The sequence below is a fragment of the Methylobrevis pamukkalensis genome (genome assembly GCF_001720135.1).
GTDB lineage: Bacteria > Pseudomonadota > Alphaproteobacteria > Rhizobiales > Pleomorphomonadaceae > Methylobrevis > Methylobrevis pamukkalensis.
Window position 1 is genome coordinate 1 of sequence record NZ_MCRJ01000063.1, and the last position, 25,722, is coordinate 25,722.

Below are 25,722 nucleotides of genomic sequence, written 5' to 3' on the forward strand. Positions count from 1 at the left end.
CTGCTGTCTGCCGGACGCGGACTTTTCACGCCAGCGTCTCATCGATCCGAGAGACCATCTGGACTGCCGCCAGCCTTCAGTCGCGGATTCCGGCTGAAACCGGCCCGTTCGTTCGCCCGATTCTGATTAGCCATCGCCTTCCGCCCGCGTCGCGACCACTTCGGTCACGACCTCCACGGCGAACTTCACCGAGCCCTCGTCGGCAAAGCCCTTGGCGCCGACGCCGAAATCGATCCGGTTCAGGGTGGTGCGGCCGGTCATCGTTGCGGTCGGGCCGTCGATGACGAGGTCGAAGGGCAGGATGACGGGCCTCGTTTCGCCGTGCAGGCTGAGCGTGCCCTCGACCTCGAAGCGGGTGTCGCCGGTCCTGCGGAAGGTCGCTGCCTCGAACACCGCCTGCGGGTGGGCGCCGGCATCAAGGAAATCCGCGCCTTTCGCCTGATCCGTCACGCCGCCGAGGTCGATGCTGGCAATGTCGACGACGACCTTCACACGGGCCGCATCCAGCGCGTCGGGATCGAAGTCGATCTCGGCCGACCAGGCCTTGAACCGTCCCTCGACCGGGGCGCCCATCTGGGTGATGACGATGCCGAGCCGGCTCTTCGCGTGGTCGACGCTCCAGCCGGAGGCCGACACGGGGGCTGTGGCCTGCGGCAACGATGTCGTCGCGGCGGGCTCGTTCCGGAGCGCCGAGACCGCGATGCCGCCGAACAGAAGGGCAAACAGCGCCAGCGCGGCGAAGGCCGGGCCGCGATGGGGGGCTGTCGCGCCGACCGGCACGGAAACGGTCCTTGCGCGCCCGAACGGCAGCATCCGCGCCAGCGTGCCGTCGCGGTCGATGACCACATGCTTCATGGCGCCCGCGATGTGCAGACCCACGGCGACGATCATGAGCATGGCGAGGACATAGTGGGCGAAGCCGGCGAGCCGGGCGAGGGCCTCGCTCTTCGGCACGAAGGGCAGGTCCTGGCCGAGCGGCCACCAGATCGGCGCAAAGCCGGTGCTGGCCGCGTGATGCACCCAGCCGGCAAGCGGCGTCAGCAGGATCGCGCCGTAGAGCGACCAGTGCACCGCCTCGGCGACGAAGGTTTCCAGTCGCCGGTCCGGATGCAGCGGGGCCGGGCGCGGCGAGGCCAGTGCCCAGAGGACGCGGGCGATCGCGACGGCGAAGACCGTGATCCCCAGCGTCTTGTGCAGGCTGAACAGCCAGACCTTGTCGGCGATCTCGGTGTCGGTCGACTGCGGCAGGTCGGTCATCACCAGACCGAGCGGCAGGAGCATCAGGATCAGGATCGCCGTGACCCAGTGGAAGATCTGCGCCACGAGGCCGTAACCGGTCCGGCTGTTGGAAAGTGCCACGCCACCCCTCCGTCTTGCGCGCGGGGTGGCCTCTCATGGCACCGTCCGTCATCGGCCCGGCACCGGGCGCGCCCCCCGCTCCCTTGAAGGCCTCTAGATTTTGCCGGGACGATTGTCGAGTCACGCTTTCTTGTGCCCTCGCTTCGTCGACAGACCGTTCACCCGAACGTGGCCCTCAGCGTGGTCATGGCGAGCGAGTTGCCGTTGATCGTCTCGCGGGACGGGCCGTTGCTGGCCGTGCCGGCCGCGTCCTCGCCGCCGAAGAAACGGTCGGCGGCATGGAAGCCGAGGGCACGATAGACCTCGAACTGTTCCTCGGAGAAGAACTGGTCGCTGGTCTGCTCCTGCGGGAAGGCGGGGAAGCGGCGGTGGTAGTCGCGGATGTAGTCGTTCTCGTCGCCGGTCAGGGAGGCCTTGATGTAGACGAGCACGCCCGTCACGCCGCCGCCGTAGTCGATCTCGCCGACGGCGACATGGGCCGGCGGCGGATCCCAGTTCCTGCGCGGGGCGGCGACGCCGGTGCGCACCGCCTCCGTGGCCTCGCGCAGGGCGGCGACGGGCAGGTCGATGCGGATGCCGAGGTCGATGCGCGCATACATCTGCAGGGTGATGAAGGAGCCGAAGCGCATGTCCGGATCGGCTTCGGCATCGACGGCGATGATCACCCGGCACTTGCGGCGCAGCAGTTCGTAGATGCCGAGATTCTCGATATGCCCCCCGTCGGTCAGGTAGACCTTGGCGGCCTTCTCGGTGAGCCGGCCCAGCATCTCCTTGCCGAAATAGAACTGGCCGGGCAGCCGTCGGTTCGTGCGGACATTGGCCGGCGTGCCGACGACCAGGGCGTCCGTGACCTTTGCCACCTGCCGCGGATTGGTGAGCCAGTAGCCGAGACGGATGTTGAGGATCGTCAGCGTCGGCGTCAGCGGCCAGAGGGTCTGGCGGCCCATGTTGGACGAGGCGGCCGCCCCCGAGATCGCCATGACGGAGGCAAGACGCAGCGACTCGCCATGGGTGCTGAAGGCCGACGTCGTGAGGTAGCCAGTGGCCCGGCTGCCGACATAGAGCGGCGAGAACAGGAAGAAGTCCGCGTTGCGCCCGCGCCGGTTCGCCTCGCGTGACGACTGGAGGTTCACGGCGGTGTTCACCAGCGGGTAGGGCGTCAGGTCGAGATCGTTGCCCACGGCGAGGCCGGCGAGGGTGATGTCGACGGTCGGCTTGCCGTTGCCGGGCTTCAGCCGCGACGGGTCGAAATGGAAGGCGTCGGCCAGCCGGTCGCGGTAGAGGGCATGCAACGAATTGGCGTTGGAGCCGAGCGGCAGGCCGAGGCCGAGCAGGATGACGGCGATCAGGAGAAGAGCGAACGCGCTCTTGTAGTCCAGTTGCGCCGCCTGATCGGTCCATGCGTCCGGCCAGAGCAGGTCGCGAAGTCCGAGGAACCAGGCCGGGCTGTGGCCGAAGGCCTCCTTGGCGGCGGTGTCGGCAATGCCCCAGAAACAGAGATGGACATAGAAGATCCAGATGATCAGCGGCACGGCGAGTGCGCCGACCCAGAGCATCGCAAGGGCAGGCAGACGCTTGAACATCGGTGCGAGCCCGCCGCCGCCGACGGTGCCGATGATCTGTTCGAGATGCTTGCGGTAGAAGGTGACGACCGCCGACAGAGGGGCGAGCAGCAAGCCGAACCAGGTGAGAAGGCTGTTTCCCGAGCCATCCGGCTTTCCGAGACCGAGCGCGGCGATGATCCGCTCGAGGAAGGTCGGCGGCTGCGGCAATGCGGAAAACAGCAGTTCGATGGCGTAGGGCTGGAACTCGAAGAAGGCGATGACCAGAAGCAGGATCAGGACACCGGCTGCCGGAATGTAGATCCAGCCCGAGATGTCGCTGCTGCTCTTGCTGGCCCTGGATTTCGATCGCCATACGGCCCACAGGTAGAAGAGCAGGATCGCCACGCCCAGACACAGGAGGCTGAAGGCAAAGGTGTGGGCCGGCAGCCAGGACGCTTCGCGGCCGAAGACGTCGGGCGTGGTCAACGCCTTGCGGGTCGGATTGAAGACCACGGTCAGGGCGGCGACGAGAAACGGAAACCAGAGAATCAGAACGAGATTCGCCGCAAGGCCGCGGGCAATGACGGCCAGCGAGCGCAGGAGGTCGGTCCCGCCGTGCGGCGCGAGATACTTGGAATGATCGCGCAGATGGCCGATCGCCCTGGTGTCGCCGATCTCGGCCGAGGTCATGCCGGCCGGCGCCTTCATGCCGCAGGCGCGGCGCGGCCGGCTGCCGGAATAGACGAAGTCGCCGCCGCTCGCCACCGAGGTCGCCGTCAGCGAGGTGCCGATGTAGCCGCCACCCGAGACGGTGGAGAGATAGTCGGCCCGGTCGATGACCCCGAACTGGTGCAGCGCCTGCAGCACCCCGAGGCAGAAGGTGGAGGAGCGGATGCCGCCCCCCGACAGCGCGATGCCGACGAGATCGTTCATCGCCGCCGGCTCGGTCGCGGGCTCGCGCATCTCCGGCCACGCGGACCGCTCGGTCTGCGCCTTCGACGCCATCCGGGTACGGCGGCGGGCGATCACCTGGCGCTCGTCGAGGAAGATCCGCGGCAGGTCGGCGGCGGCGGCGTCCTGAAGGCCGGGCGGCGCGACGCCGGCGATCCGGATATCCTCGCCGGTTTCCCGCATCGTCGACATGACCGCGCTGTCGACGGCGGCCACAGGCGTCTCGTCACTCAGCAGGATCGGGCGTTCCGCCGATCCCGAGTCCACCCCGATGATGCTCATGGTCCCGGCCCCCGCGCGACAACCATCGCTAGAGTACGCCTGAGTCCGCCACCCGTCCATCCGTCCGTGGACCAACGCGCCGGCGCGCTGTCCGGTGGCGCCGGCGCAAGAATCCGGCTAGCCTTCGCCCACCTTTCAGAGCCGGAGACATCCGATGACCGATCTCCTGTCCGCCGCGCTTGTGCCCCAGCCGCGGGTCGTTGCCGGGCGCCGCCTGTCCGGGCGCATCGAATGGCTGGGCATGGCAGGCGGGGAAGGGCTGCGCACGGACGCCGTCGATCGTCTCGACCTCGCCTTCGACGGGGTCGTCGGCGACAAGCACGCCGGTCACGTGCGGGCCGCCGGCGGGCGTGAACCCTGGTATCCGCGCGGCAGCGCAATGCGCAATTCGCGCCAGGTCACCCTGCTGTCGGTGGAGGACATCGAAGCGATCCGCGCGCCATGGACATTCCCCGCCTCGAGGCGTCCTGGATCGGCACCAATGTCGTCGTCTCCGGGATCCCGAACTTCTCCTTCCTGCCGGCCGCACCCGCCTGTTTCTGACGGGCGGCGCGGTGGTGGTGGTCGAGGGGCAGAATGCGCCGTGCCGCTACGCCGGCCGCGAGATCGCCCGCGAGTATCCGGACCGGGACGGCCTCGACCTGATGTTTCCGAAGGCGGCGAAGCGCCTGCGCGGCGTGGTCGCCAACGTCGAACGCCCCGGCGCGCTTGTCGCCGGCGCGAATTTCGAGGCCAAGCTGCCCGAGCAGTGGATCTACGGCTGACCGCCGTCCGCCGCCGCATCCGTATGAATCCGTATGGTGACTCTACCGAGGGTGAACGCGGTCACCATCAAGTGGCGTCGGCGTGGCGTCATTCGTCGCCTCCGGCGCGGCATCGACCGACGGAAAATACGGCTTGATGTCGATGATCGCCGTGCCGTTGCGACAGTCGATCTGCTCGATCTCGATCTGGCCGCGCTCGGCATCGATCGAGAGAATGCGCGCCACGGCGAGGGCGATCGGGTTCGGCCGGGCGGGCGAGCGGATGGAGAACACCCCGCGCGGGCCCGCCGCATGGCGCGGATACTGGATCATCACGTCGCGCTCGGCCTCGTCCATCCAGTAGAGGACGATGAGATGGGAATGGGCCGAAAGCCCATGCAGGCCGGGACGATAGACCGGCTCGAGGTCGAGCAGCGCGGTGCCTCCGGCCTCGCGCGCGGCGCGGACGTTGCGCGGACAGTCGGCCCGGCTTTCCCAGGGCGTGGTGATGCGGCCGATGAACACGACTTCCTCGTCGGGCACCGTCGGCGGCGGTGTCGGGCCGCCGTAGCGGCCGGCGCGGTCTTCACGGTCTGACATGCACGGACTTCCTGCGTGGCGGGTGGGGCGGACCGGCCGGGAACCGCTCCAATTTGAATCAAAGTCGGATCGAATTGCGGCGGCGCCTTTCACCTCACCTCGATACTTGCTCCGTATAACCATAGGACCGCAACTTCCAGACGGCGCGACAAGAAATGATCGAAAGCAACCTGATCGACTTCAAGTCCCTCGATCGCGACCCGACGCCGAACCGGCGTGACGAGCTGATGCGCAGCGTGGCCTCCCTTTTCGCCGTGACGTCGGAGAACTGCACGCTGGAGCAGATCGAGATCTACGATCAGGTCCTCAGCCGGCTGGCCGACATGGTGGAAACCGAAGCGCGAGCCTTCGCGGCGGCCAAGATCGCCCCGCTGCGCCGGGCGCCGGAAGACACGATCCGCCGCTTTGCCCGCGACGAGATCGAGGTGGCCCGGGTGGTGCTGGCGAAATCGCCGGTCCTTACCGACCACGACCTGCTCGACATCATCCGCGATTTCGGCGTCGCCACATCGGCGCGATTTCCGAGCGGGCGATCCTCTCCGAACAGGTGACCGATGCGGCCGTGGAGAATGGCGACGCCGGCGTGCGCCGGCAGATCGCGGCCAATCACGGCGCAACGCTGTCGTCGGCGGCGATGGAAATCCTGGTCAGCCAGGCGCGCGCCGACGTCGGCATGGCCTCGGCGCTCGGCGAACGCAGCGACACGCCGGACACGGTGATCGAGCAGCTCGTCGCCGAGGCGACCGAAGAGGTGCGCCGGGTCCTGCAGGCGAATGGCTACGGCGTCGACCGCAACCGCATGGCGGGCGTCTCCAAGGTCGCCCAGGAACGCATGTCGAACGGCTACTGGCTCGGCCTCTACGATTTCGAGAGCGCCTGGGCGCGGCTGTCCAAGCTCGGCGGCCCGAAGGCGGTCTCCGAATCGCTGATCTGCCGCTATGCGGCCGAGGACCGCTTTCCCGAAGCGACCGCCGTCTTCGCGATGCTCACCGACGTCAGCCTGGAGGAGGCCAAGCACTGGCTGGTGCGGGTCGACACCGAGCCGTTCCTGATGGTGGCGAAAGCCACGGCTTCCGCATCCAGACCGTGCAGGCGCTGCTGAAGGTCGGTCCGTGGAAGCACCGGCTGTCCAACAACGACCGCATGCGCTCGCTGAACAGCTACATGCAACTCGATCCCGCCCACGCCCGCGAGCGCGTGTCGGCCTACTTCCAGACGCGCCGCCTGATCTGACACCTGTTTGCGGCGCGCATCGAAAGGCCCGTTCCTCCCCCGAGGAACGGGCCTTCTTTGTCTGGTGGCACGACTGGAGAACGGGCGTGCCAGGGGCGCGCAATCGCTTGCCAAGGAATCCAGAAACGAATAAAGATATCTTTATATCTTCTTCGGGCCAGCGATGGTCCGCCGACCACGGACCAGACACATGAATTTCGGCGTCACCTCCGCCGGCCGCGTGCCGCTCGCCGATCTCCTTGCCGGCCTCAAGGCCGCAGGCGAGGCGACGCGCCTGCGGCTCGTGGCGCTGCTCGCCGAGACCGATCTGACCGTGAAGGATCTCACCGAGATCCTCGCCCAGAGTCAGCCGCGCGTCTCGCGCCACCTGAAGCTGCTGACCGAGGCCGGGCTGATCGAGCGGTTTCCCGAGGGCGCGTGGGTCTATTACCGTCTCGCGCGCGACGGCCGCGGCGGCCTCGTTGCCCGGCGGATCCTCGACGCGCTCGATCTGGCCGATCCGGTGCTGCAGCGTGACTTCCGACGCCTGTCCGAGGTCAAGGCGGCCCATGCCGAGGCGGCGGCGCGGTATTTTCAGGCCAATGCCGAGAACTGGGACCGCCTGCGCTCGCTGCATGCGCCGGAGGCCGTGGTCGAGGCGGCGATCGGCGATCTTCTCGCAATGCCCCGATCCAGACGCTGCTCGACGCCGGCACCGGCACCGGCCGCATGCTGGAGCTGCTCGCCCCGCGCGCCGTCCGGGCGCTCGGCATCGACGCCAGCCACGACATGCTGTCGATCGCGCGGGTGCGGCTGGCGGAGGCGGGCCTCGACCACGTTCAGGTCCGCCATGGCGACATCTACGACATCCAGGTGCCCGCCGGCAGCTTCGACCTCGTGGTGATCCACCAGGTGCTGCACTATCTCGACGACCCGGGCCGGGCGATCCGCGAGGCCGCGCGCACACTGCGCGCCGGTGGTCGTCTGCTGGTGGTCGACTTTGCACCGCATGGCATCGAGGCCCTGCGCGAGAGCCATGCCCACCGCCGCCTCGGCTTCTCGCACGAGGAGATGGCCGGCTGGTTCGCGGCGGCCGGTCTCGACACCGAAACCGTGCGCGACCTCTCGGTGGACGGCGCCGCCGCCCAGCCGCTGACGGTCACGCTGTGGCTTGCCCGCGATCGGCGGATGCTGATGGCGGGCCTTGATGCCGCCGACGACGGCCGCGCCTGAATCTCCTTCGTTCCGACGATCCTCCTCCTGCCCCAGAAAGCGTTCCGATGAGCCCGATCCGCAATCCCGAAAGCCTCGATCTCGGGGTGTCCTTCGAATTCTTCCCGCCGAAGAGCGAGAAGATGGAGGAGACGCTGTGGGCCTCGATCGAGCGGCTGGCCCCGCTCGGACCCCGCTTCGTGTCGGTGACCTATGGCGCGGGCGGTTCGACCCGCGAGCGGACCCACAACACCGTGGCGCGCATCCTGCGCGAGACGCAGCTGAAGCCCGCGGCGCATCTCACCTGCGTCGATGCCACCCGCGCGAGGTGGACGAGGTGATCGCCGACTACTGGGCTGCCGGCGTGCGCCACATCGTGGCGCTGCGCGGGGACCCGGCCTCGGGCGTCGGCGACCGCTACCAGCCGCATGCGGGCGGCTATGCCTCCACGCCCGAACTGATCGCCGGGATCAAGGCGATCGGCGACTTCGAGGTGACGGTGTCGGCCTATCCGGAAAAGCACCCCGAGAGCCCGGATCTCGTCGCCGACATCCAGTTGCTGAAGCGCAAGGTCGAGGCCGGGGCGACCCGGGCGATCAGCCAGTTCTTCTTCGACAACGACGTGTTCGAGCGCTACGTCGAGAAGGTGCGGGCGGCCGGCATCGACATCCCGATCGTGCCGGGCCTCGTGCCGGTGGTGAACTTCACCCAGACCGCGCAGTTCGCCCGCAAGGCCGGCGCCAGCGTGCCGGCCTGGGTGGTCAAGCGCTTCGAGGGGCTGGAGGACGATCCGGAAACCCGCAAGCTGGTGGCTGCCACGGTGGCTGCCGAACAGGCGCTGGACCTCGTCGGCCGCGGCTTCCGCGACTTCCACTTCTACACCATGAACCGCGCCGACCTCGTCTACGCGATCTGCCACCTCTTGGGCCTGCGGGCGCAGCCGCAGGCGGCGAGGAGCGTGGCGGCGGCGTGAGACAGGCCGTGTTGCCGGCCGTTGCCGGGTTATTGCAACCTTAGTCTGATTTATCTAGAATCAGGTAAACTTGGATAAGTCTGGTATAGGCGTCATGGACCCCGTCAAGAATCCCTTCGTGCCCGGGGCGGGAACGCCGCCACCCGAACTTGCGGGCCGTGACGCGCTGCTCAAGCAGGCGCAGGTGGCCCTGGCGCGCATGAAGCGGGGAACACCGGCGAAAAGCATGATCCTTGTCGGACTGCGCGGCGTGGGCAAGACGGTTCTTCTGGTCCGTATCAAGGAGGATGCCGAACAGGCGGGCTTCAAGGTGCTTATGACCGAAGCCCACGAGGGAAAGTCCCTCGCGGCGCTGCTCATTCCGCAGCTGCGTTCGCTGCTCTACGCGCTGGACATCATCGCCAACGCCAAGGAAAAGGTCCGGCGAGGCCTGCGGGTTCTGCGCAGCTTCATCGGCAGCATCAAGATCACCCATTCGGACATCGAATACGAGATCGGCGTCGATCCGGAGGTGGGCGTTGCGGACAGCGGCGACTTCGAGGCCGATCTTGCCGCCCTGTTCGTCGCCGTGGGCGAAGCGGCCAGGGCCGGCGAGACGGCGGTCGTGCTGCTGATCGACGAGCTGCAGTATCTCAACGAGAAGGAATTCGGTGCGCTGATCATGGCCGTGCACCGCATCAATCAGGAGCGCCTGCCGCTGATCCTGATTGCGGCCGGCCTTCCGCAGATCCTGGCGCTTGCGGGAAACTCGAAATCCTATGCCGAGCGGCTGTTCGACTTTCCGCGTGTCGAGGCCCTCGCCCCCGAGGCGGCGCGACAGGCGCTCGTCGAACCGGTCGAACCCTACGACGTCACGTTCTCCCCGGCGGCCCTCGACAGGCTGCTGGCCGTGACGGAGCGCTACCCCTACTTCCTCCAGCAATGGGGTTACGAGGCCTGGAACGTGTCGGAGGGGCCGGAAATCGGCTCCTAGGATCTCGACCGGGCGACGGAAAAGGCGCTGGAGGCGCTCGACGAGAGCTTCTTCCGCGTTCGGTTCGATCGTTGCACGCCGTCGGAAAAACGATATCTACGCGCCTTGGCCGAACTCGGACCGGGTCCGCAGAAATCCGGCGAGGTGGCCGACATCCTTGGAGTCAAGGTCACGACGGTCGCGCCCGTGCGCGCCAAGCTGATCCAGAAGGGAATGATCTATTCCCAGCAACATGGCGATACGGCCTTCACCGTTCCCATGTTCGATGAGTATATGCGTCGGGCCATGCCGGATGACGATTGGAAAACGAAGTCGAGAGATCGGCGGACTTGAAAAGGAAGCCTAACTGATGCGCGCCCCGTCCCGAACCGAAGCCCGTCTGCGTGCCCTCGCCGCAGAGCGCATCCTCGTGATCGACGGTGCCATGGGCACCATGATCCAGCAGCACCGGCTTGACGAGGCGGGGTATCGCGGCGACCGGTTCAAGGACTGGCCGCGCGATCTCAAGGGCAACAACGACCTCCTGTCGCTGACCCAGCCGGACATCATCCGCGACATCCATCGCCAGTATCTCGACGCCGGCGCGGACATGGTGGAGACCAACACCTTCTCCTCCACCACCATCGCCCAGGCCGACTACGGCATGGAGGCGCTGGCCTACGAACTCAACTTCGAGGGCGCGCGGCTGGCCAGGGAGGCCTGCGTCGCGGCCGAGGCGGCCGACCCGTCGCGGCCGCGCTTCGTTGCCGGCGCCATCGGCCCGACCAACCGCACCGCCTCGCTGTCGCCGGACGTCAACCGTCCGGGTTTCCGCGCCACGTCCTTCGACGAACTGCGCGCGGCCTATGCGGAGGCGACGCGCGGCCTGATCGACGGCGGCGCCGACGTCATCCTCGTCGAGACGGTGTTCGACACGCTGAATGCCAAGGCGGCGCTGTTTGCGATCGACGAGGTGTTCGAGGAAAAGGGCGTCAGGCTGCCGGTGATGGTGTCGGGCACGATCACCGACCTCTCCGGCCGGACGCTGTCGGGCCAGACGGCCGAGGCCTTCTGGTATTCGGTCCGCCATGCGGAACTGTTCACCATCGGTCTCAACTGCGCGCTGGGTGCCAGGGAGATGCGCGAGCATGTGGCCGACCTGTCGCGCCTTGCCGACACGCTCGTCTGCGCCTACCCGAACGCCGGCCTTCCCAACGAATTCGGCGAATATGACGAGAGCCCCGAGGCGATGGCGAAGCTCGTCGGCGAGTTCGCGCGCTCCGGCCTCGTCAACGTGCTCGGCGGCTGCTGCGGCACGACGCCGGACCATATCCGCGCCATCGTCGAGGCCGTCGCCGGCGTGGCGCCGCGCAAGGTGCCCGAGATCGACCGGCGCCTGCGGCTTTCGGGCCTCGAGCCCTTCGTCAAGACGCCCGAGATCCCCTTCGTCAACGTCGGCGAGCGGACCAACGTCACGGGCTCGGCGAAATTCCGCAAGCTGATCCGCGAGGCCGAGTTCACGGCGCGCTCGACGTCGCCCGCCAGCAGGTGGAGAGCGGCGCGCAGGTGCTCGACATCAACATGGACGAGGGCCTGCTCGACAGCGAAGGGGCGATGATCGAGTTCCTGAACCTGATCGCCTCGGAGCCGGACATCGCCCGGGTGCCGGTGATGATCGACAGTTCCAAGTGGTCGATCATCGAGGAGGGGCTGAAGCGGGTCCAGGGCAAGCCGATCGTCAACTCGATCTCGCTGAAGGAAGGCGAGGAGGCCTTCATTCACCACGCAAGGCTCGTGCGCCGCTATGGCGCCGCGGTCGTGGTCATGGCCTTCGACGAGAAGGGCCAGGCCGACACGCTCGCCCGCAAGACCGAGATCTGCAAGCGCTCCTACGACATCCTCACCCAGACGGTCGGCTTTCCGCCCGAGGACATCATCTTCGATCCGAACATCTTCGCGGTCGCCACCGGCATCGAGGAACACGACAACTACGGCGTCGACTTCATTGAGGCGACCGGGTGGATCATGAACCACCTGCCGCATGCGCATGTGTCGGGTGGCGTCTCGAACCTGTCGTTCTCGTTCCGGGGCAACGAGCCGGTGCGCGAGGCGATGCACTCGGTGTTCCTCTACCACGCGATCGCCAAGGGCATGGACTTCGGCATCGTCAATGCCGGCCAGTTGGCCGTCTATGACGACATCGACCCGGTGCTGCGCGAGCTTTGCGAGGACGTCGTCCTCAACCGCAAGCCGGCGCCGGGCGCGCTGTCGGCCACCGAACGGCTGGTGGAGGAGGCGCCGCGCTTCAAGGGCGACGGCGCCAAGCAGCGCGTCGTCGACCTCTCCTGGCGCGAGTGGCCGGTCGAGAAGCGGCTGGAGCATGCGCTCGTCTCCGGCATCACCGAATACATCGAGGCCGACACCGAGGAGGCGCGGCTCACGGTCGCCCGGCCGCTGCATGTGATCGAGGGCCCGCTGATGGCGGGCATGAACGTCGTCGGCGACCTGTTCGGCTCCGGCAAGATGTTCCTGCCGCAGGTGGTGAAGTCCGCCCGGGTGATGAAGCAGGCCGTCGCCTGGCTGATGCCCTTCATGGAGCAGGAAAAGCGGGACATGGGCCTGACCGACCGCCCGGCGGCCGGCAAGATCGTGATGGCGACGGTCAAGGGCGACGTCCACGACATCGGCAAGAACATCGTCGGCGTCGTGCTCCAGTGCAACAACTACGAGGTGATCGACCTCGGGGTGATGGTGCCCTTCCAGAAGATCCTCGACACGGCGAAGGCCGTGAACGCCGACATCATCGGACTGTCCGGCCTCATCACGCCCTCGCTCGACGAGATGTGCGTGGTGGCCGCGGAGATGGAGCGCCAGGGCTTCGACGTGCCGCTGCTGATCGGCGGCGCGACGACCAGCCGCGTCCACACCGCGGTGAAGATCCATCCGAACTATGCCCGGGGTCAGGCCGTCTACGTCACCGACGCCAGCCGCGCCGTCGGCGTGGTCTCGACCCTTCTCGGCGACAAGCGCGACGGCTACATCGCCGACACGCGCGCCGAATACGTCAAGCTCGCCGAGGCCCATGCCCGTGGTCAGGCCGACAAGCGGCGGCTGCCGCTGGCGAGTGCGCGTGCCAAGGCCCCGAAATACGACTTTGCCTCCGTGCCGCCGAAGGCGCCGTCCTTCATCGGCACGAAGGCCTTCGACGACTACGACATCGGCGAGATCGCCCGCTACATCGACTGGACGCCCTTCTTCTCGACCTGGGAAATGAAGGGCGCCTATCCCGCCATCCTCGAGGACGAGCATTACGGGCCGGCAGCCCGCGCCCTGTTCGAGGACGCGCAGGCGATGCTGAAGCAGATGATCGACGAGAAGTGGCTGACGGCGCGGGCGGTGATCGGACTCTGGCCGGCCAATGCGGTCGGCGACGACATCGAGGTCTATGCCGACGAGAGCCGGACGACGCCGATCGCCCGCTTCCACGGCCTGCGCCAGCAGATCGCCCGCGACAGCGCCCGCGCCAACATGTCGATCTCGGATTTCGTCGCGCCGAAGGCGACGGGCGTCGCCGACTATGTCGGCGGCTTTGCCGTCACCGCCGGCATCGGCGAGGATGTCGTTGCCGAGCGTTTCGCGCGCGCCAACGACGACTATTCCAAGATCCTCAGCCAGGCTCTGGCCGACCGGCTGGCCGAGGCCTTTGCCGAGCACATGCACCAGCGGGTCCGCAAGGAGTTCTGGGGCTACGTGGCGGACGAGGACCTGACGCCGCAGGCGCTGATTGCCGAGGAATATGTCGGCATCCGCCCGGCGGCCGGCTATCCGGCCCAGCCGGACCATACGGAAAAGCGCACGCTGTTCGACCTGCTGGACGCGGAAGCGGCCACCGGGATCACCCTCACCGAGAGTTTCGCCATGTGGCCGGCCGCCGCGGTGTCCGGGCTCTACTTCTCGCATCCCGAAAGCCATTATTTCGGGGTCGGCAAGATCGAGCGGGATCAGGTCGAGGACTACGCGGCCCGCAAGGGCATGAGCGTCGCCGAGACCGAACGCTGGCTGGCGCCGATCCTCAACTACGATCCGGCGCGGATTCTGGAAGCGGCGGCCGAGTGATCGGCTCCGCCTACTGCAGCGACCCCGTCACGTCGCCGCCTGTTTTGCCGGACAGGGCCGGCTGCAGGCCGCGCTGCCAGACGAGGGGCGGCGCGCCGACATCGGCCGGCGGCAGTCCCGGATCCCAGGCAGCCGCAGGCGGTGCCACGGTCTGCGGCGGCATCGGCTGGGCATAGTCGGGCTGGGGATATGCGGGTTGAACCGGTGCCGGCTGTGACGGATCGGGAATGGTGCCGAGATAGACGTCGGCGGGATCGATGTGGCGCCGGACGGGCGAGACCGTCTGGGGCATCGGCTGTCCCGCCATGGACGCCGAGGGCAGGGGACCGGGGGCCGCGAGCGTTGCGACCGGAACGTCCGGCGTGCCCGGTGCGGCCTGATACACCGGCGGACTGGCCGGGGCCGGCAGCACGGGCTTCGGCCGGCAGTAGGCGTCGTTCTTCGCGCCGTGGCGGGCAAGGTCCAGATGCAGGTGATCCTCGTGCATGCCGTCCGAGGAGCCGGGGCCGAGCACGGTCTTGAACGGGCCGCAGGCGCGTGGTGGACCTGTTTCAGGAAGGCCTTGTCGGCGTCGCTGCCCCGGCGCCAGCCGGTCCTGATCGTCACCGTGTGGCCGTTGGCCAGCGTGAAGCCGCCGATGTCGAGGGCATTGGCGAAGGCATGCTCGGACAGTTTCGCGCCCTTGACGTGGTTGCGCGAGCGGCAGCCGTAGGACCCCATGTTGCGGATCGAGACCACCGGCACGCCGTAGCGCTCGTAGGCGGCCGGCTGCACCACGGTCTTCACCCAGTGCTCCACCGTCGCGGTCATCGGGCAGTCGAGCGTGGCGGCCGGGGTGATCTCGACGGCGCCGCCGAGCGAGGCGCTGACCTTCAGCGGCCGTTCGACGCCGCAGATGCCCGGTCCCTCGATCTCCGACAGCGGCCGGGCGATCGAACTCGGGGTCACCAGCTTGCGGGCATAGCAGGCGGCTTCCGCCTGCGCGCGCCAGGGCTCGCGCTCCTCGAAGTCGAAGAAGCCGCAACCGGCAAGGCCGGGCAGCAGCGACGCGAGGACCAGTCCCCGCACGAGTGGAGCGGATGCAAGACGCAGCATCCCCTCAAACTGCGCCGATCGCGTTAAGCGTTCGTCAACGACGTGTTCCGGAACGGGCGTGACCTCAGATCGAGCTCACCGTCTTCAGCCGCACGCGCGGATGCACCTCGGCCTGGCTCATGACCACGGTGTGGGCGCGGAAGCGTTCGACGATCGAGCGGACGTAGGGCCGGGTCATCGGGCTGGTCATCAGCACCGGAAGCTCGCCCTTCTTGGCGGCCTCCTCGAAGCTGTCGCGCACGCGGGTGACGAACTCCTGAAGCTTGGACGGGGCCATGGCGAGGCGCTTGTCGTCGCCGTCGCCGACCAGCGATTCCATGAAGGCCTGTTCCCAGGCGGGAGACAGGGTGATCAGCGGCAGGTAGCCGGCCGGCGAAGTGTGCTGGGCGCAGATCTGGCGGGCAAGGCGCGAGCGCACATGCTCGGCGATCGCCTGGGTGGAGCGGGTGAAGCCGATCGCCTCGGCGATGCCCTCCATGATGGTCGAGAGGTCGCGGATCGAGACCCGCTCCTGCAGCAGCTGCTGCAGCACCCGCTGGATGCCCGAGGTGGAGATGCTGCTCGGCGAGATGTCCTCCACCAGCTTGGCCTGCTCCTTGGGAAGCTCCTTCAGCAGCGCCTTGACGTTGGCGTAGGACAGCAGTTCGGCGACGTTGTTCTTCAGCACTTCCGACAGATGGGTCGAGAGCACGGTCGCCGGATCGACGACCGTGAGGCCGCGGATCGCCGCCTCCTCGCGCAGCGATCCCTCCACCCAGGTGGCCGGCAGGCCGAAGGTGGGTTCGGTGGTCTGGGTGCCGGGCAGGCCGACCTTGCCGCCGGAGGGGTCCATGACCATGAACTGGCCGGGGAAGATCGTGCCGGTGCCGGCGTCGACTTCCTTGACCTTGATCACGTAGTCGTTGCCGTTCAGCTGCACGTTGTCGAGCAGGCGCACGGGCGGCATGACGAAGCCCATCTCCATGGCGATCTGCCGGCGCAGCGCCTTGATCTGGTCCGACAGGCGGTCGCCGGGGCCGCCGTTGCCGTTGATCAGCGGCAGCAGCGCGTAGCCGAACTCGACCTTCAGTTCGTCGATCTTCAGCGCCGAGGCGATCGGCTCTTCCGCCGGCGGCGGGGGCGGGGCATCGGCCTTGGCCTTCTCGTCCGCCTTCTTCTCCAGTTTGGTCGTCTGGTTTCGTCCCGCGCGGAAGGCGAGATAGCCGGCACCGCCCGACAGGGCCAGGAAGGGCAGCATCGGCATGCCCGGCAGCAGGCCGAGCGCGAGCATGACGAAGGACGACATGCCGAGCGCGGTCGGGTAGTTGGAGAACTGGTCGAGCAGCGCCTTGTCGGCGGCGCCGGAGACGCCGGCCTTGGAGACGAGCAGGCCGGCGGCCGTGGAGACGATCAGCGCCGGGATCTGCGAGACGAGGCCGTCGCCGACGCTGAGCAGCGTGTAGGTGTGGCTCGCCTCGCCGAAGCTCAGTTCCATCTGGACGACGCCGATGACGATGCCGCCGATCACGTTGATGAAGGTGATCAGCAGGCCGGCGATGGCGTCGCCGCGCACGAATTTCGAGGCGCCGTCCATGGCGCCGAAGAAGGTGCTCTCGTCCTCCAGATCCTTGCGGCGCTGGCGGGCGGTGGTCTCGTCGATCAGGCCGGCGGAAAGGTCCGCGTCGATCGCCATCTGCTTGCCGGGCATGGCGTCGAGGGTGAAGCGGGCCGCCACCTCGGCGATACGGCCCGAACCCTTGGTGATGACGACGAAGTTCACGACGACCAGGATCGCGAAGACGATCAGGCCGATCACGAAGTTGCCGCCCATGACGAAGCTGCCGAAGGCCTCGATGACATGGCCGGCCGCCGCCTCGCCCTCGTGGCCATGGCTGAGGATCAGCCGGGTCGAGGCGAGGTTGAGCGCGAGGCGCAGCATGGTCGCGATCAGCAGCACCGTCGGAAAGGACGAGAATTCCAGCGGCTTCTGGATGAACAGCGACGTCATCAGGATCATGATCGAGAAGATGATCGAGAAGGCGAGGAACAGGTCGAGCAGGATCGCCGGCAGCGGCAGGATCAGCACGACGAGAATCGTCATGATGCCGAAGGCGAGCGCCACGTCGCCGCGCATGACGAGGCCGCGGACATGCGCAAAGCCCCGCGCGCCGCTGCCGCCTGTCGCCCCGATGTCTGCCATGCGTCCTGCCCCCGTCGCGACGCGCCAAGCGCACGCCCTTCGACCCGGCAATAATTGCCGGGTGCATGGTTACCGAATGGTTAACGCGAGGGCGGCGATCGTCGCGCCGAGGGTGATGCAGATGGGTGACGCTGCGACAGGTACGCGGGCGGGGTGTTAATTCCTACCTTGTCTATCGACATTAAATGGTCTTTGTTGAGCTGCCGTCGCTTCCAGCGCGCGGCAGGGCGTGGGACATGATCCCGGCAGCAGGGACGCATTGCAGGTACCAGGTGGCGGGGTCTGCCGCCGCCGATCCTGTCCCGACGCCGGACTGCCCCCGTCCAGTGATCCGGGCTGCACCCGCGGCCCTGCAACCGACGGGGCCCAGATTGGAATTCCTTGCATCGATCAATCCGCTCTATTCCCTGTCCGGCCTGGCGGTCGGCATCCTCGTAGGCCTGACGGGCGTCGGCGGCGGTTCGCTGATGACGCCGCTGCTGGTGCTGGTGTTCGGCGTCCACCCGGTGACGGCGGTCGGCACCGACCTGCTCTATGCCTCGATCACGAAGGCCGGCGGCACAGCGATCCATGGTCTCAACAAGACGATCGACTGGGTGGTGATGGGCCTGCTCGCGCTCGGCAGCGTCCCGGCCACGGTCGTGACCCTGCTGGTGCTGTCGCAGGTGGACGGGGCGCGCTCGCCCGCGGCCGCGCATTTCATCACCACCGCGCTCGGCGGCGCCTGATGATCACGTCGCTGGCGCTGATTGCCCGGCCGCAGCTCGTCGCCTTCTTCGCCGCGCGGCGCGGTGGCCGGCTGCCGAACCCGCGGTTCACGGCCGTGGCGACCGTCGTGACCGGCGTGGTGCTCGGCTTTCTGGTCTCGATCTCGTCGGTCGGCGCCGGCGCGGTCGGCGTCACGGCGCTGGTGCTGCTCTATCCGGCCATGCCGGTGCTGCGCATCGTCGGCACCGACATCGCCCACGCAGTGCCGCTCACCCTCGTCGCCGGCATGGGCCACTGGATGATCGGGTCGGTGGACTGGCTGCTGCTGGTGTCGCTGCTGCTCGGCTCGCTGCCCGGCATCGTCATCGGCAGCCACTTCTCGCCGAAGGTGCCGGAGCGGATCCTGCGTCCGCTGCTCGCGGGCGTGCTGATCCTCGTCGGGCTGAAGCTGCTGCTGTCCTGACGCGGCGTCCCCCGCCAATTCGGTGGCCGGGCGCCTCACGCCACGGAGCGGACCTCGCCCGGGGCGGGGATATCGAGACCGGCTCCGGAATATTCGTTGAGCTTGTTGCGCAGGGTCCGGATCGAGATGCCGAGGATGCGCGCGGCGTGGGTGCGGTTGCCGAGGCAGTGGTCGAGCGTGTCGAGGATGAGCTCGCGCTCCACCTCCGCCACCGTGCGCCCGACCAGCGAGCGCGTCACGGCCTCGGCGGTGGCCGCGGCCTTGGCGACGGTCTCCTCGGTGCGGCCGCCGAAGCCATGGCCGAGCCGGCTGCCGTCCGGCGAGCGGATCGCCTCCACGCCGATCTCGTCGCCGCTGGCCAGAAGCACGGCACGGTGGATGGTGTTCTCCAGTTCGCGGACGTTGCCCGGCCAGGGCGCGGAGATCAGCTCGCGGCGGGCATCGGCCGAGATCGGCCGGCGCGGCATGCCGTTGATCTCGGCATACTTGCGGGCGAAGTGATCGGCGAGGGCCGACACGTCGGCGCTGCGCTCGCGCAGCGGCGGGATCTTCAGGTTGACGACATTGAGCCGGTAGAGAAGATCCTCGCGGAAGGTCCCTTCGCGCACCGCGTCGGCGAGATTGCGGTTCGAGGTGGCGATGATGCGGATGTCGACCGGCACGGGCTTGCCGCCGCCGACCCGGTCGATCACCCGCTCCTGGATCGCGCGCAGCAGCTTGGCCTGCAGCCGCACGTCCATCTCGGAAATCTCGTCCAGCAGCAGCGTGCCGCCGGTCGCCTCCTCGAACTTGCCGATGCGGCGGGCGACGGCGCCGGTGAAGGCGCCCTTCTCGTGGCCGAACAGCTCCGATTCGAGCAGGTGTTCGGGGATCGCCGCGCAGTTCACCGAGATGAACGGCTTGCCGGCGCGGCCGGAGCGGCGGTGGACGTGCCGGGCGAGGACTTCCTTGCCGGTGCCGCTCTCGCCGGTGACGAGCACGGAGGCTTCCGAGCCGGCGATCTGCTCGGCCAGACGGACCACGGCGGCCATGCTGTCGTCGCGGACGATCAGGTCGCGGGTGTCGGCGGCCACCGCGGCGAGGATCGCGGCGATCATCTCCGCGTCGGGCGGCAGCGGAATGTATTCCTTGGCACCGGCCCGGATCGCGTTGACCGCGGCGCGCGCGTCGGTCGAGGTGCCGCAGGCGACCACCGGCACGTGGATGCGCTCGGCCTCCAGCCCGGCGATCAGGTCGCCGATCGCCATCGCCACGTCGATCATGACGAGGTCGGCGCCGCGGCCGGAACGCAGGGTGCGCAGCGCCATGTCGACGCTGTCGGCATGAACCACGGCCGCGCCCTTGTCGATCGCGATCCGCGTTGCCGCTGTGAGCTGGCCCGAAAGGGCTCCGACGATGAGCAGTCGCATGGGTCCGGTCTTTCCTTGCAGGGACCAAGGCCCGATCGACCTCGGGCCATGGCAGTCACGTGTGCCCGGGGCGCTCCGGCCCCGCGGCCCTATCTGTCGGTCTTGATGATCTCGGTCATGGTCACGCCGAGGCGGTCCTCCACCAGCACCACCTCGCCGCGCGCGACGAGCCGGTTGTTGACGAAGATGTCGATCGCCTCGCCGACCTTGCGGTCGAGCTCCACCACGGTCCCGGTGCCGAGCTTCAGGATCTCCGACACCGGCAGCCGGGCCCGGCCGAGAATGGCCGAGACGCGGACCGGCACGTCGAACACCGCCTCCAGTTCGGCGGCGGCGTGGGCCTGGTTCGGGTCTTCGTCGTCGCGGTCCGGGCGGCGGGCGAGCTGGTGCTCGTCGAGCGAGATCCCGTCCTTGTCGTCTTCGATGCTCATGCCTTGGGGGCCCTGATCTTGCGGCGCCTTGCGGCGCGGTCATCCTGTCCGGGGGCGGGGTCCTGCGCGTCGCCTTCAACGGAGGCCGACTGGGAGGCCGCGGCGGCGGCCGTCCGCGTCGCATCCGAATCGAGTGTCGCCAGATGCAGGCCGATCGCCCGGGCAACGGCCGTCTCGTTGGCGTCGTGATCGAGCACGATGCGCCGTCGGCCCATTCGATCCGGCAGTCGCCGCGCGCCACCGTCTCCTCGCCGAGAATCACGAGCCGGCCCTCGAAGCCGCGCTCGTGGGCGACACGGCGCAGCGCGTCGCCGATCGGACCGGCATCCGCCACGTTGAGCCGCACCGCCAGATGCGGCGTCTGGCGCAGCGGCGCGAGCGCGTCCTCGATCACCGACATGATAGCATGGTGGGGATGCAAGTCGATGAGGCCGCGGGCAAGGTGCCGGCCGATGGATTCGGCGAGGCGCACGGCGTCCTTCTCGATGCGCAGGCGCTCGCCGTCGAGCACGGCCAGCAGCGACTGGGCGGCGGCGGCAAGCGTCCGGCCTCGTCGGCGAGCCGACCGACCGCCTTTGCCTCGGTGTCCTCGCGCCCCTCGCGGCGGCCGCGCTCCAGCGCCGCGCGCTCGGCCTCGGCCAGCATCGCCTGATGGACCGAGACCTCGATCATCGGCACGGACGGCTTTTCGGGCGCCGGCGCCGGGGGCGGTGCGGCGAAATCGGTGTCGAACAGGAAGCGGGCGGGTGCGGCCATCGTCGTCTTTCCGGTACCGGGCGGCAGGTCAGTAGACCAGCTCGTCCTCGCCCTTGTTCTTGGTGATCATGATCTCGCCGCGGGCGGCGAGGTCCTTGGCGGTGTTGATCATCGCCGACTGCGCCTCGTCGACGTCGCGCAGGCGCACCGGACCCAGCGCCTCCATGTCCTCCTTGAGCATGGTCGCCGCGCGGGCCGACATGTTCTGGAAGAACAGGTCGCGCACCGCATCGTTGGAGCCCTTGAGCGCCAGGGCCAGCTTGTCCTTCTCCACCGAGCGCAGCATCGTCTGGATCGAGGCGGCGTCGAGCTTGGCGAGGTCGTCGAAGGTGAACATCAGCGTCTTGATCCGCTCGGCCGCCTCGCGGTTCTCGTCCTCGAGCGCGGTCAGGAAGCGGGCCTCGGTGGTGCGGTCGAACTTGTTGAAGATCTCGGCCATCAGCTCGTGGCTGTCACGGCGCGAGGTGGTGGAGAGGTTCGACATGAACTCGACCCGCAGGGTCTGCTCGACCTTGTCGAGAATGTCCTTCTGCACGGACTCCATCCGCAGCATGCGGTTGACGACCTCGAGCGCGAACTCTTCCGGCAGGATCGACAGCACGCGGGCGGCATGGTCGGAGCGGATCTTCGACAGCACGACGGCGACGGTCTGCGGGTATTCGTTCTTGAGGTAGTTGGCGAGCACGTTTTCCTGCACGTTGGAGAGCTTCTCCCACATGTTGCGGCCCGCCGGACCGCGGATCTCCTCCATGATCGTCGCCACCTTGTCCGGCGGCAGCACCGACATCAGCAGCCGTTCGGTGGTGTCGAGGTTGCCGGTCAGGGCGCCGGAGGAGGTGACCTTGGTCACGAACTCCACGAGCAGGTCGTCGAGCATCTGCGGCGTGATCGGCCCGAGCCGCGCCATGGCGGCGGAGACCTGCTTGACCTCCATCTCGTCGAGCGAGGACCAGATCGCCGCGCCGAAGCGATCGCCGAGCGCGAGCATCATCGCGCGGCCTTCTCGATCCCGGTCAGCTCGCGCTCCCGGGAGGAGGACGAGACGGTCAGGCCGCCGGAACCGGTCTGTCGTGCAAGGTCGGCCATGGATCAGGCGGCCTCCGAGAGCCAGTTGCGGATGACGAAGGCGGCTTCCGCCGGGTTTTCGGTCACGAGGCTGCCGACCTTGCGGATCTCGACCAGCTGGGCCTCGCCCTGGGCCTGGGCCTCGTCGATGCGGCTAGGTTCCTGTGCCTCCAGCAGCGGCACGACCACGTTGCCCTGGGCGTCGACCTGCGGGATCGGGTTGCCGGCCTCGTCGACCGCCACGGTCTGGGAGGTGATCGACAGATGCTCGGTGACCCGTTCCGGCGACACGATCCGGCGGATCAGCGGACGGACGGCGAACAGCAGCACGAGCAGGGTCAGCAGCGCCATCACGCCGAGTTCGGCGAAGCGCATGATGTCGCTCCGGCTGAAGTCGAACAGGCCGGGCTCGACCTCGTCGATGGCAAGCGAGGGCGGGCCCTCGGCAAAGCGCAGGTTGACGATCTCCACCTGGTCGCCGCGCGTCTGGTCGTAGCCCATCGCGGTGCGGACCAGCGCGGCAATGCGGTCGAGATCGGCCTGCTCGCGGGGCGCATAGACCGGCGCGCCGCTGGCGTCGGGGGCATAGATGCCGTCCACCAGCACCGCCACCGACAGGCGCTTCAGCCCGCCGGCCTCGACGATCTGGGTCCGGCTCGTCTTGGAAATCTCGAAGTTGACCGTCTCTTCGGACGTCGACGTCGCCGACTGGGCGCCCGCTGCGGCGGGACCGGCCCCGGCGTTCGGAACCTGGTTGCCGACCGTGACCTCGCCGTTGGGCTCGGTGGAGTTGGAGCTTTCCTCGCGGGACTGGGTCGAGCGGACCACCTGGCCCTCGGGATCGAAGCGGTCCTCGGTCTCGGTCAGGCGGTTGAAGTCGAGTTCGGCCGCGACCTTCACCCGCGCCCGGCCGGGGCCGACCACGCTCGCGACGATCTCCTCGATCTTGGTTTCCAGCCGCGTCTGGAAGGCGGCGGTGCGCTCGTCGAGGTTGGAGGCAAACAGGGACTGGTCGTCGCCGTCGCCGCCGCTGGCGAGCAGGCGGCCGGTCTCGTCGACGATCGAGATCCGCGAGGGTTCGAGATTGGGCACGGCGGAGGCGACCAGATGCTGGATCGCCCGGATCTGCGCGGTCTCGAGCGGGCCGCGGGTGCGCAGGACGATCGAGGCGGTGGGCTTTTCCGCGTCGCGCCGGAACAGCTGGCGCTCGGGCAGCACGAGATGGACGCGCGCGCTCTCGACGCGGTTGAGCGCCCGGATCGTGCGGGCAAGCTCGCCTTCCAGCGCCCGCAGGTGATTGACGTTCTGCACGAAGGAGGTCGTGCCGAGGGAATCGGTCTTGTCGAAGATCTCGTAACCGACCGATCCGCCCAGCGGCAGACCCGATTCGGCGAGCGACATGCGCAGCCGGAGAACGCTGTCCTCGGCGACCATGATCACCTTGCCGTCGTCGCGCAGCTCGTAGGGCACGTTCATGCCGTCGAGCTCGCGGACGATGGCGGAGGAATCCTCGAAGGTCAGGCCGGTGTAGAGCGGCGCCATCTGCACTTCGTTATAGCGCATGATCATGAAGCCGAAGAAGGCGACGAGGCCCAGGGCCACCGCACCCATGGCCGCGATCCGCGCCGGTCCCAGGGACTTGAGTACATCGACCAGGCCGTTCACTGCGTTCCGCCCCCAACATCCGAAACGTTCGGGTCGACCGGATCGAACCGGTCGCAGGGCGATTGACGCAGCCCTCCCGACACCCGGCAATATTTTCCGCCCTTGATGGTAAACAAGTTCTTAACGACCCGGCCCGCTCCGGACGGCCCTGGTGCGCGATGCCCGGAAAACCGCGGATCTGCCGTGGCGGCACCCGGCAGATTTTGCCGGGTCGTGGCATTCCGGTCGGCGGCGCGGGCGGGCGAGGCGGCCAAAACGCAAGAGGCGGACCGACTTTCGTCGATCCGCCTCACGCAAATCTGGAAACTGCAGGTTCCGCGCAATCGCTCAGGGGCGATATTGCTGAACCCTCGTTGCCCGCAGACCGGCAAGCCCATGCTGGTCGATCGACTGCTGCCAGGAGAGAAATTCCTCGACCGTCAGCGTATAGCGGCTGCAGGCCTCCTCGAGGGACAGAAGCCCCCCGCGCACGGCTGCCACCACTTCTGCTTTGCGGCGGATGACCCACCGCTTGGTGTTTTCCGGCGGAAGATCGGCGATCGTCAGCGGGCTGCCGTCGGGGCCGATCACATATTTCACACGCGGACGCATTTGCTCGGTCATCGTACTCTCACACTGAACCTGACCTGTCCAGTCGTGAAACTACAGCGCCGGATTTAAAATTCGGCTAATCGCGTCTCAACAATTCGGTAATAATTGGAAGGGGTTGGCCGGAGTAATTTCGCGTTGTACGTGAAGCGAATTGTTAAGGTTTGGAGCGACGGCGCGCAGGATCACCGGACCGCGCGCAGCGCGCGATCCGGCGTCTTCCAGCCGTTACTGGCCGACGGCGATGACGTTGCTGAGCGGGATTTTCGACGTGCCGACGGTGAGATAGGGCTCGGTGCCGGAGACGTCGATCGCCTTGACGACGCCGCTGGTCCGCGTCGAGACGGAGACGGTGGCGCCCTCGGCATCCTTCGCCACGATGCTGATGGTGTAGCTGCCGTCCGGCGCGGTGGTGCCGCTGTCGGTCTCGCCGTCCCACGCATAGGCGTTGTCGCCCTTGGCGCCCGCGATCTTGTCGGTCTTGACGACCGCGCCCGCCGCGTTGGTGATCGTCACCTCGACGGTGTCCGGCGCCGCGCCGAGCGTATAGGTCCAGTTGGCGCTGCCGCTCGCCAGCGACGTGGTGTCGGAAAGCGCGGTGACCTCCTTGCCGACATAGTTGACGAGGTTGAGCGTCGTGCTCGCCGCCAGCGCCGACAGCATGTCTTCCAGATTGGTGTTGGTCTGGATCTGCTGCTCCACCGACGAGAAGGCGACGAGCTGCTCGGTGAACTTGTCGCTGTCCATCGGATCGAGCGGGTTCTGGTTGGTCAGCTGGGTCGTCAGCAGCGTCAGGAAGGTGTCGTAGTTCGACATCATCGAACTGGTCGCCGACGTGGTCGCGGAACTCGATGAGCCGGTGCTGGTGAGCGTGGAGACGTCCATGGGTCGCGGTCCGGTTCAGGAGGTCAGACGCGGAGATCGAGCCTGGAGCTCGGTCTCCCGGAATAGGCGGCGGCGGCAAGCTGTACGGAAAGATCGGTGTCCTCGACGACCGCGGGCGTCTGGCCCTGGCTGGGCGTTTCGCGCTGGTCCTGACGTGCCTCGCCGTTGCCGCTGCCGCGGTCATCACGCATAGCAAAACTCAGGCCATCGTCGCCGGTGTCGAGGCCGGCGGTCCGCAGCGCCTGATCGAGCTGGCGCTGGTCGCGCGTCATCAGGTCGAGCGTGTCCTTGCGCTCCACGACGATGTGGGCCCGGGCCTTGCCGTCCTCGCCGATCTCGAGGCGCACCTCGATACGGCCGAGATCGGTGCCATCGATGTCGATGTCGAAGCGGGTGAGGCCGGCGGCGGCCTGGCCGGCGATCTGCTGCGCCATGGCCGGGGCGGGCAGGCCGCTGCCGGTGGCGGCGGCCGCGGGAAGGCCGCCCTGGGCGGTGCTGCCCGGCGTATGGCCGCCGGACAGGGAGAAGGCGCCG

18 protein-coding genes and 6 pseudogenes are annotated in these 25,722 nt (G+C 68.0%); 11 read left to right on the plus strand and 13 right to left on the minus strand.

The window, feature by feature from the left end:
• Positions 1-126: 126 nt before the first annotated feature.
• Complete coding sequence (locus A6302_RS11590; RefSeq protein WP_069307174.1) at positions 127-1,359, minus strand: YceI family protein; 1,233 nt, start codon at positions 1,357-1,359, stop codon at positions 127-129.
• A gap of 158 nt (positions 1,360-1,517) precedes the next feature.
• Positions 1,518-4,136, minus strand: coding sequence for a patatin-like phospholipase domain-containing protein (locus A6302_RS11595; RefSeq protein ID WP_069307175.1), 2,619 nt, complete (start codon positions 4,134-4,136; stop codon positions 1,518-1,520).
• A 554-nt stretch (positions 4,137-4,690) separates the two neighbouring features.
• Between A6302_RS11595 and A6302_RS24470 the strand changes: the two genes are divergently transcribed.
• Positions 4,691-4,900, plus strand: coding sequence for an MOSC domain-containing protein (locus A6302_RS24470; protein ID WP_245294035.1), 210 nt, complete (start codon positions 4,691-4,693; stop codon positions 4,898-4,900).
• Positions 4,901-4,942: 42 nt separating this feature from the next.
• On the opposite strand, the gene tsaA is transcribed toward A6302_RS24470, so the two are convergent.
• On the minus strand, positions 4,943-5,479 hold the full coding sequence (gene tsaA / locus A6302_RS11605) for a tRNA (N6-threonylcarbamoyladenosine(37)-N6)-methyltransferase TrmO (protein WP_069307176.1): 537 nt from the start codon (positions 5,477-5,479) through the stop codon (positions 4,943-4,945).
• Positions 5,480-5,634: 155 nt separating this feature from the next.
• Here tsaA and A6302_RS24475 point away from each other — a divergent pair, with 155 nt between their 5' ends.
• From A6302_RS24475 to metH, 8 genes and pseudogenes are all read left to right on the plus strand, one after another.
• Positions 5,635-6,030, plus strand: a complete 396-nt coding sequence (locus A6302_RS24475) for a hypothetical protein (RefSeq protein ID WP_245294036.1) — start codon at positions 5,635-5,637, stop codon at positions 6,028-6,030.
• Positions 6,027-6,581 carry a DUF2336 domain-containing protein gene (locus tag A6302_RS11610; RefSeq protein WP_245294037.1) on the plus strand — a complete coding sequence of 185 codons (555 nt, stop codon included), beginning with the start codon at positions 6,027-6,029 and terminating at the stop codon, positions 6,579-6,581. Before A6302_RS24475 ends, A6302_RS11610 begins: the two co-directional genes overlap by 4 nt.
• Complete coding sequence (locus A6302_RS22960) at positions 6,566-6,712, plus strand: hypothetical protein (protein ID WP_169833569.1); 147 nt, start codon at positions 6,566-6,568, stop codon at positions 6,710-6,712. The genes A6302_RS11610 and A6302_RS22960 overlap by 16 nt, the downstream gene beginning before the upstream one ends.
• 190 nt (positions 6,713-6,902) lie before the next feature.
• A pseudogene (locus A6302_RS11615) lies at positions 6,903-7,924 on the plus strand (ArsR/SmtB family transcription factor).
• Between the two features lie 47 nt (positions 7,925-7,971).
• Positions 7,972-8,876 (plus strand): annotated as a pseudogene (gene metF / locus A6302_RS11620) (methylenetetrahydrofolate reductase [NAD(P)H]).
• A gap of 94 nt (positions 8,877-8,970) precedes the next feature.
• Positions 8,971-9,849, plus strand: coding sequence for an ATP-binding protein (locus A6302_RS11625; protein WP_245294038.1), 879 nt, complete (start codon positions 8,971-8,973; stop codon positions 9,847-9,849).
• Positions 9,850-9,954: 105 nt separating this feature from the next.
• Positions 9,955-10,182, plus strand: coding sequence for a helix-turn-helix domain-containing protein (locus A6302_RS24480; protein WP_245294039.1), 228 nt, complete (start codon positions 9,955-9,957; stop codon positions 10,180-10,182).
• Between the two features lie 16 nt (positions 10,183-10,198).
• A pseudogene (gene metH, locus A6302_RS11630) lies at positions 10,199-13,944 on the plus strand (methionine synthase).
• A gap of 10 nt (positions 13,945-13,954) precedes the next feature.
• Here metH and A6302_RS24485 read toward each other — a convergent pair.
• Both A6302_RS24485 and flhA read right to left on the minus strand, forming a co-directional pair.
• Positions 13,955-15,039 (minus strand): annotated as a pseudogene (locus A6302_RS24485) (extensin-like domain-containing protein).
• A gap of 64 nt (positions 15,040-15,103) precedes the next feature.
• The gene (gene flhA / locus A6302_RS11640) at positions 15,104-17,218 is read right to left on the minus strand and encodes a flagellar biosynthesis protein FlhA (protein ID WP_069307178.1); all 2,115 of its coding nucleotides are present in this window, start codon (positions 17,216-17,218) and stop codon (positions 15,104-15,106) included.
• A gap of 371 nt (positions 17,219-17,589) precedes the next feature.
• Between flhA and A6302_RS11645 the strand changes: the two are divergent.
• Positions 17,590-18,389, plus strand: a pseudogene (locus tag A6302_RS11645) (sulfite exporter TauE/SafE family protein).
• 35 nt (positions 18,390-18,424) lie between these two features.
• Here A6302_RS11645 and flbD read toward each other — a convergent pair.
• The 3 genes from flbD to A6302_RS22190 form a co-directional block, all read right to left on the minus strand.
• Complete coding sequence (flbD, locus tag A6302_RS11650) at positions 18,425-19,798, minus strand: sigma-54-dependent transcriptional regulator FlbD (protein ID WP_069307179.1); 1,374 nt, start codon at positions 19,796-19,798, stop codon at positions 18,425-18,427.
• Positions 19,799-19,887: 89 nt separating this feature from the next.
• Positions 19,888-20,223 carry a flagellar motor switch protein FliN gene (fliN, locus tag A6302_RS11655; protein WP_425349157.1) on the minus strand — a complete coding sequence of 112 codons (336 nt, stop codon included), beginning with the start codon at positions 20,221-20,223 and terminating at the stop codon, positions 19,888-19,890.
• Between the two features lie 2 nt (positions 20,224-20,225).
• Entirely contained in the window at positions 20,226-20,444 is a 219-nt protein-coding gene (locus A6302_RS22190) for a hypothetical protein (RefSeq protein WP_069307181.1), read from the minus strand.
• 71 nt (positions 20,445-20,515) lie between these two features.
• Between A6302_RS22190 and A6302_RS24490 the strand changes: the two genes are divergently transcribed.
• Entirely contained in the window at positions 20,516-20,881 is a 366-nt protein-coding gene (locus A6302_RS24490; RefSeq protein WP_069307182.1) for a hypothetical protein, read from the plus strand.
• A 132-nt stretch (positions 20,882-21,013) separates the two neighbouring features.
• Here the strand turns inward: A6302_RS24490 and fliG are convergent.
• From fliG to A6302_RS11690, 5 genes and pseudogenes are all read right to left on the minus strand, one after another.
• Positions 21,014-22,071, minus strand: a pseudogene (gene fliG / locus A6302_RS11670) (flagellar motor switch protein FliG).
• Positions 22,072-22,074: 3 nt separating this feature from the next.
• Positions 22,075-23,661, minus strand: a complete 1,587-nt coding sequence (fliF, locus tag A6302_RS11675; RefSeq protein WP_069307185.1) for a flagellar basal-body MS-ring/collar protein FliF — start codon at positions 23,659-23,661, stop codon at positions 22,075-22,077.
• Positions 23,662-24,042: 381 nt separating this feature from the next.
• The gene (sciP, locus tag A6302_RS11680; protein WP_069307183.1) at positions 24,043-24,318 is read right to left on the minus strand and encodes a CtrA inhibitor SciP; all 276 of its coding nucleotides are present in this window, start codon (positions 24,316-24,318) and stop codon (positions 24,043-24,045) included.
• Positions 24,319-24,531: 213 nt separating this feature from the next.
• Entirely contained in the window at positions 24,532-25,188 is a 657-nt protein-coding gene (locus A6302_RS11685) for a flagellar hook assembly protein FlgD (RefSeq protein ID WP_069307184.1), read from the minus strand.
• Between the two features lie 23 nt (positions 25,189-25,211).
• Positions 25,212-25,722: flagellar hook-length control protein FliK (locus tag A6302_RS11690; RefSeq protein ID WP_141703704.1), on the minus strand; the 511-nt coding region annotated here is incomplete at its 5' end.